The sequence below is a fragment of the Gammaproteobacteria bacterium genome (assembly GCA_037388465.1).
Taxonomy (GTDB): domain Bacteria; phylum Pseudomonadota; class Gammaproteobacteria; order SpSt-1174; family SpSt-1174; genus JARRKE01.
This window is the reverse complement of sequence record JARRKE010000020.1, coordinates 26,642-32,864: the sequence shown is the minus strand read 5'-3', so window position 1 is coordinate 32,864 and position 6,223 is coordinate 26,642. Positions and strand designations below refer to the sequence as shown.

At 64.1% G+C, this 6,223-nt stretch carries 4 protein-coding genes; all 4 read right to left on the bottom strand.

What is annotated here, in order from left to right:
• Nucleotides 1–20 precede the first annotated feature (20 nt).
• The 4 genes from P8Y64_06225 to P8Y64_06210 are packed head-to-tail and all read right to left on the bottom strand — an operon-like array spanning nucleotide 21 to nucleotide 6,103.
• On the bottom strand, nucleotides 21–1,094 hold the full coding sequence (locus tag P8Y64_06225; protein ID MEJ2060071.1) for a type II secretion system F family protein: 1,074 nt from the start codon (nucleotides 1,092–1,094) through the stop codon (nucleotides 21–23).
• Complete coding sequence (locus P8Y64_06220; GenBank protein MEJ2060070.1) at nucleotides 1,094–2,830, bottom strand: ATPase, T2SS/T4P/T4SS family; 1,737 nt, start codon at nucleotides 2,828–2,830, stop codon at nucleotides 1,094–1,096. The genes P8Y64_06225 and P8Y64_06220 overlap by 1 nt, the downstream gene beginning before the upstream one ends.
• A complete protein-coding gene (locus P8Y64_06215) occupies nucleotides 2,820–4,397 on the bottom strand; it encodes a tetratricopeptide repeat protein (GenBank protein ID MEJ2060069.1) in 1,578 nt (525 codons plus the stop codon). The genes P8Y64_06220 and P8Y64_06215 overlap by 11 nt, the downstream gene beginning before the upstream one ends.
• The gene (locus P8Y64_06210; protein ID MEJ2060068.1) at nucleotides 4,394–6,103 is read right to left on the bottom strand and encodes a type II and III secretion system protein; all 1,710 of its coding nucleotides are present in this window, start codon (nucleotides 6,101–6,103) and stop codon (nucleotides 4,394–4,396) included. Before P8Y64_06210 ends, P8Y64_06215 begins: the two co-directional genes overlap by 4 nt.
• Nucleotides 6,104–6,223: the final 120 nt, after the last annotated feature.

Here is a 6,223-nt window from a genome sequence, read left to right as displayed (position 1 = left end):
AAGCAGTACGCAGCGTTTCATCACATCGCGCCCATACTGACCGCCGTGTTGTATACCGGGCCGAGCGTCGAGAACATGACCCACCCGACGATGGCGCCGAGCACGACCGTGAGCGCCGGCTCGATCATGGGCTCCAGGCGCTCGATAGACTCCTTGACCTCACGGTCGTAAAAGTAACTGACGTTTTCCAACGCCCGGTCCAGCCCGCCGGTGTTTTCGCCCACGCGCAGCATACGCACCACCAGCGGTGAGAACAGCGCCACGTTGGCGAAGGCCGTGCTGATGTTGACGCCTTCCGAGATTTCCTTGTGCACCTCCTGCAAGGCTTCCTGCAGCACCAGGTTATCCATGACCTTGAAATTCAGACGCAGAATTTCCAGCACCGTGATGCCGGCCCGGTACATCAACGAAAAATTGCGCGCAAAACGGGCGAGCTTGATCTTGTACAGCAACGGCCCGATGAGCGGAATGCGCAACTTGAGGCGATCCAGCTGGAAACGGAAACGTGGACTCGAGCGGGCCCCCGCGCGGATCGCGAAAAAGATCACGAACGGCAACAGCAGCACCACGTACCAGAAATTGACGAAAAAATCGGACGTCGCGATCAGCATGCGGGTCTGGAACGGCAGCTCCTGCCATTTGAGCATGGAGGTCAGCTCGTCGAGCATTTCCGGCAGATTGCCCGCCTGTTCGCCGACCCGCACCACGTGCACGTAGGTCTGTCCGAACAGGCGCTGATATTCCTCCAGGGCCTCGGACAGGTTTTGTCCGCCCTCGATGGACTCCACCAGGGTGCTCAGCACGGCCTGCATGCGCGGGTTGTCGCTGGTATCGCGCAGGTCGGCAAGTGCCTGGATCATCGGTACACCGGCGGAAAGCAGCTGCTGGAGGTAGAAGGTAAAGTTGATCAGGTCGCCGCGCCGCACGCCGCGGGAAAACAGGCTGAAGTGGAAGTGGCGCACCGGGCGCACGCGTATCAGTTCCAGCCCCATGCGCTCCAGACGCATCTCGACGTCGATCTCGTTCGCCGCCTCCAGCACGCCGCCCACGATGCGGCCTTCGATATCCTGCGCCTTGTAGCGGAAATGCTGCATCAGAGCCTGCCCGTCAGGTCTACTACGCGCGTCACCTCATCGAGGCTGGTGACGCCGGACAGCACGCGCCGGACACCGTCCTCGACCAGCGGCCGGAAGCCGCGCTCGAACGCCGCGTCCAGCAGGGTCTTCTGCGTGGCGTTGCTGGCCACCAGTTCGTCCAGCTCGGGATCCATGCGCAGGATCTCCATCAAGGCCACGCGACCGCGGTAACCGGTGTGGTCGCAGCGCGGGCATCCCTTGGCGCGCATCAGGGTCGGATGTTCGTCAGGCGGCAGGCCGAGAATGCGCAGCTCGATCCCGTCCGGCGCGTAGGGCTCACGGCAATGCGTGCACAGCTTGCGGACCAGGCGCTGCGCGAGCACGCCGATGATGTTGCCGGCCAGAATGTCCGGTATCACCCCGATGTCGCGCAGGCGCGGAAAGGCGCCGATGGCCGAGTTGGTATGCAGGGTGGAAAACACCTGGTGGCCGGTCATGGCGGCGCGAAACGCCATCTGCGCCGTGTCCTCGTCGCGGATTTCGCCGACCAGAATCACGTCGGGATCCTGACGCATCATGGAACGGATGCCGTTGGCGAAATCCAGCTTGGCCGCCTCGTTGACCGAGGTCTGCCGGATCATGGACATCGGATACTCGACCGGGTCCTCGAGGGTCATGATGTTGATGCCCTCGTGGTTCACGTGGCTGAGCATCGAATACAGCGTGGTGGTCTTGCCGCTGCCGGTCGGCCCGGTCACCATCATGATGCCTTCCGGGCGGCTCATCAGCAGGCGCAGCAGGTCGAGGTTGTCGGGCTCCAGGCCGAGCTGCTCCAGCGGCACGATGCCCTTTTCGCGATCCAGGATACGCAGCACGATGTTTTCACCGTGCGTGGTCGGCTGGCTCGACACGCGGAAGTCGACGTCCCGGCCGGTGACGCGCAGCGAAAACCGGCCGTCCTGCGGCGCGCGGGTTTCGGCGATATTCATGTGCGCCATGACCTTCAGGCGCACGACGATGGCGGGCGAGTAGTTGCGGTGCAGGGAACGGACCTGGCGCAGTACGCCGTCGATGCGGTAGCGCACGCGCAAAAACCCCCTTTCGGGTTCGAAGTGGATGTCCGAGGCGTCCCGCTTGACGGCGTCGCTGATGATGGCGTTGACCAGGCGCACCACCGGCTGGCTGTACTCCTCGCTTTCCGTCGTCAGGCTCTGGTAGTCGATCTCGCCGGTCTCGATCTCCTGCAGAATGCCCTCCAGCGACAGCACGTGCCCGTAGTACTGGTCGATGGCGGTCTCGATCTCGGCGCCGCCGGCGAGCACCGGTTTGACGATCAGCCGCCCGCCCAGATGGGCGAGCAGCTTGTCCTGCGCAAGCAGGTCGTAGGTGTCGGCCATGGCGACCAACAGCTCGCCGGTCTCCTTGTCGTAGTTGACGGGCAGCAGCTTGTAACGGCGGGCCAGGTCCTTGGGAATGAGCTCCAGCGCGGCGGGATCGGGAACCACGCGGCCGAGGTCGATACTTTCCTGCCCCAGCACCTCGCCCAGGAAGTCGCGCAATACCGACTCGGTCAAAAATCCCAGCTGGACCAGGATCTGCCCGAGCTGGCGCTGCGAACGCTGCTGCTCGGTCAGGGCGATGCGCAGCTGGTCCTCGCTGATGATGCCCTTGTGAACGAGATACTCGCCCAGGCGCCGCTTGCGCTTGCCTGCGGCCGTGTCCTGCCGTCTGCGGGCCTGGGACTCAGGAGGCATGCCGCCGCAACGCTTCGATGGCCCGGATCCGTTCACGCAGGATCGAGCGATCGATCAGGGAGGGGTGGGTCAACGCCGCCACTTCCGCGCGGCGATAGTTTTGCAGCGCCTGGTCGAGATGACCCAGGTGATCCTGTGCCACCGCTAGGTTGAACAGGTAATCCGGATTGCTGCTTTCCAGGCTCACCGCTTCGCCGTAAGCCTGCACGGCCTGCGCCCATGACGACTCGGCTGCATACAGGTTGCCGAGCGCGAAACGCAGTGGCGCGGAATCCGGCTGACCGGCGATCAACCGCTGCAGTTCGGCCAGGGTATGCGTCGGCCGCAGCGCGCCCTCCAGACTGCTCAGGGCGGCCTTGGCAATGGCATCCTGCGGATTCAGGTGCAGCAGGGTCCGATAATACTGTTGAGCAGCCTCGCGATCGCCGAGCGCGGCGGTCGACGCGCCCATACCGAGCAGGGCATCCCGGTTGCTCGGCTCGATCCGGTATGCCTCGCGATAAGCCGCCTCGGCGGCCTGGAAGTCGCCTTGCTGGAATGCCGCGTAGCCCTTGTTGAGCCAGCCCGACAAACCGCCGCCCTCTTCACGGACGACAATCGGCCGCTTTGCCGGTTTGGGCCTGGCGGCTTTGCGGACCGGCTTTTTGTGCGTAATGGTATGCGTCGACGGGACGGCCGGTTTGGCCGGCTTGTGCGTCACGGCCGGTGGCTTGGGATGCACCTGCACCGGCTCAGCCACAGGCGGTTTCGGCGCGGCAACGGCCTGGGGCGCCTCGGTGGCGGCGGGCGGCTGCGGTTGAGGTGCCGGCGCGGATGCCGACGGTTGGCCTTGCTGCACAATGAAGGTCTGCGCGGGCCCCGTCTGGCCCGGTTGCAGGGCGCGATAGGCATACACCCCGTAGCCCCCGGCACCGATCAGAACCACCGTCCCGAGCGTTCCCCACACCAGCAGCCGGCGCCGGCGCTGCCGGTTTTGCTCCGCCCGCAGGACGGCGTTCGCCTGGGCACGCTGTCCCGGCGTGGCCCAGTCGCGTTCTTCCCAGTCATTGCGATCCCCGCGCCGCTCGACGGTCAACGGTTCGCTTTCGGCTGCCACCCCGTCCGTCTCAACCTGCGGGTCCGGCGCCGGTTCGCTTACCGCATCGGTAGCGGGTACCTCGTCGTATTCGATGACATCGTTTATCGGCCCGTCAGTTTCCTGTCCGGAGAGCGGCGGCGAACCGGCCTCGCCACCGGTTTCCAGCGGCTCAGGTTCGCTTTGCTCGTCCGAGGGCACTGACGTCGCTTCCAGGTCGGATGCAACCGGAAACTCGAGATCCGGTTCCTCCTCCTCGAACGCCTGTGACAACGGCGGGGAATCGAGGGACTCGTCCAGTCCATCCTCCCGTTCGTCCGCTTCACCCTCGTCTTCCGGCGCCGCATCGACCGGCGCCAGACTCAGCTCACCGGCCTGATCGGGCGTTTCGATCGCGGCCGGTTCTCCGGCGGGTTGCGTTTCCTGATGTCCGGCCTCCTGTGCCTGTTTGGCCGCCGCCGCCTTTTTCAGGGCATCGAGCAGCAGGCTCATTGCAGTTCCTCGCCGGTTGTCGGGCCCTGGGTGTTGCGGCCGGGCAGGAAGCGGGTGAAATCTTTCAGATCGCCATTGAGGCTGGCAGCGTGGATGACGCGCGGGCGCATGAAGATCACCAGTTCCGTCTTATTGGTCTTGTTGTCCTTGTAACTGAAGGCGTCGCTCACATAAGGGGTATTCGCCAGGCCGGGTACGCCCTGGGTGGTGTTGTCCACGCTGTTTTGCATCAGCCCGCCCAGCACGGCCACCTGCCCGCTGGCCACGCGCAGCATGGACTCCATCTCACGCACCTGGACTTCCGGAATCTTGCTGGTCACCTTGACCTGGGCGAGGGCCGGGTTGGGGTCGTTTACGTAGCCGATGATGCGGGTGATGGTCGGACGCACCTCGAGGGTGATGTCACCGGCACTGCTGACGTAGGGTGTGACGTTCATGATGAAACCGATCGGCACCGTGTGCACCTGGGTCTCATAGGTCACCAGCGAGGTGGTCGCCGTACCGCCGCCGGAAGTGGTGGTCAGGGTCGGCGTGATATCCACCTTGATGGTGAAGTACACCTTGTTGTCCACCACCTTGAGGATGGCGCTCTGGTTGTTGAGCACCATGATCTTGGGGCTGGACAGCACCCGTACCGTTCCATAGGCCTGCAGCATGCTGATGGTGCTGTCCAGCTGCGTGAACCCGTTCGCCTTGGTCGACCCGGTCAGGGTCACAAAGGGTGGCTGAGCCAGATTGGAAGCGGTGAGCGTGCTGACGCTGCTCAGCCCGACATCCGAGGCGATGGCGTTCCAGTTCACCCCGGCCTGGTGCTCTTTGTTGAGGTTGACCTCCACTACGGTGGCCTCGATCAATACCTGGCGGTCCGCGCTGCGCTGCGTCTGCAGCAGGAACTGCTGAATCTGCTTTTGCTGCTTTTGCGTGGCGTAGACGCTGATCATGCCGGTCTCGCGATTCGCGGTCACCGACTTGGATCCCAGCACCTGGTTGTCCACCACGGTGGGTTCCTCGCCCAGAATCGTGTCGATGTTGCGTATCAGGGTATTCCAGTAGCCGTTCACCGACTCGTTCTTGATGGTGGCCGAGGAGCTGTTCGAACCGCTTTCGCCGCCTCCGCCGCCACCCTGGCTGCTGATGTCGGATACGCCCGAGGCACCGACCTGGGTCGAGATCGAGATCGAACTCTTGATGCTGCGGTTGATGTTGGGATAGTTGACGGCGTAATCCTGCCAATACGGGGTATCGGCAACCACCACCAGACGGTTTCCCTTGATGTGCCAGCGAATCGGCACCTGGTCGGCGATGCGCGCCAGGATGGCCGGCAGGGTTTCCTTGACCGCGTTCAGCGTGACCCGACCCGTAATGCCCTCGCCGATATCGACATTGACCTTGGCGTTGCGCGCCAGCGAAAACAGCAGATCGCGTACCGGCACGTTGTCCACCACGACGGTGTAGACCTCCTGCTTTTCGGGTGGACGCGGCGGCTTCAGAAACAACGGACGGTCGACCGGCTTCGGGATCGGCCCCGGGGCCTGCCGCACGGCGTTCTCGGCCAGGTGCCCTTGGGCCTGGGCCCCCGCGTTCTGGGCCTGAACCGACTGATGCGTGGGTGTGGCACAGGCCGCGAGCAGGGGAAACAGCCCCCAGAGGCAAAGCCGGAGGGGCTGTCTGAACAACGCGATCACAGGTTTGATATGACGATTCATGGTTTTTGTTTGTTTCCGGCGACGTTGCTCGAACCCGACTGCTGCGCCCCCGCACCGGGTGTACCTTGCACCGGCTGTACCGGGCGTACCGTTACCACCTGCCAGGTGACCACCACGGCG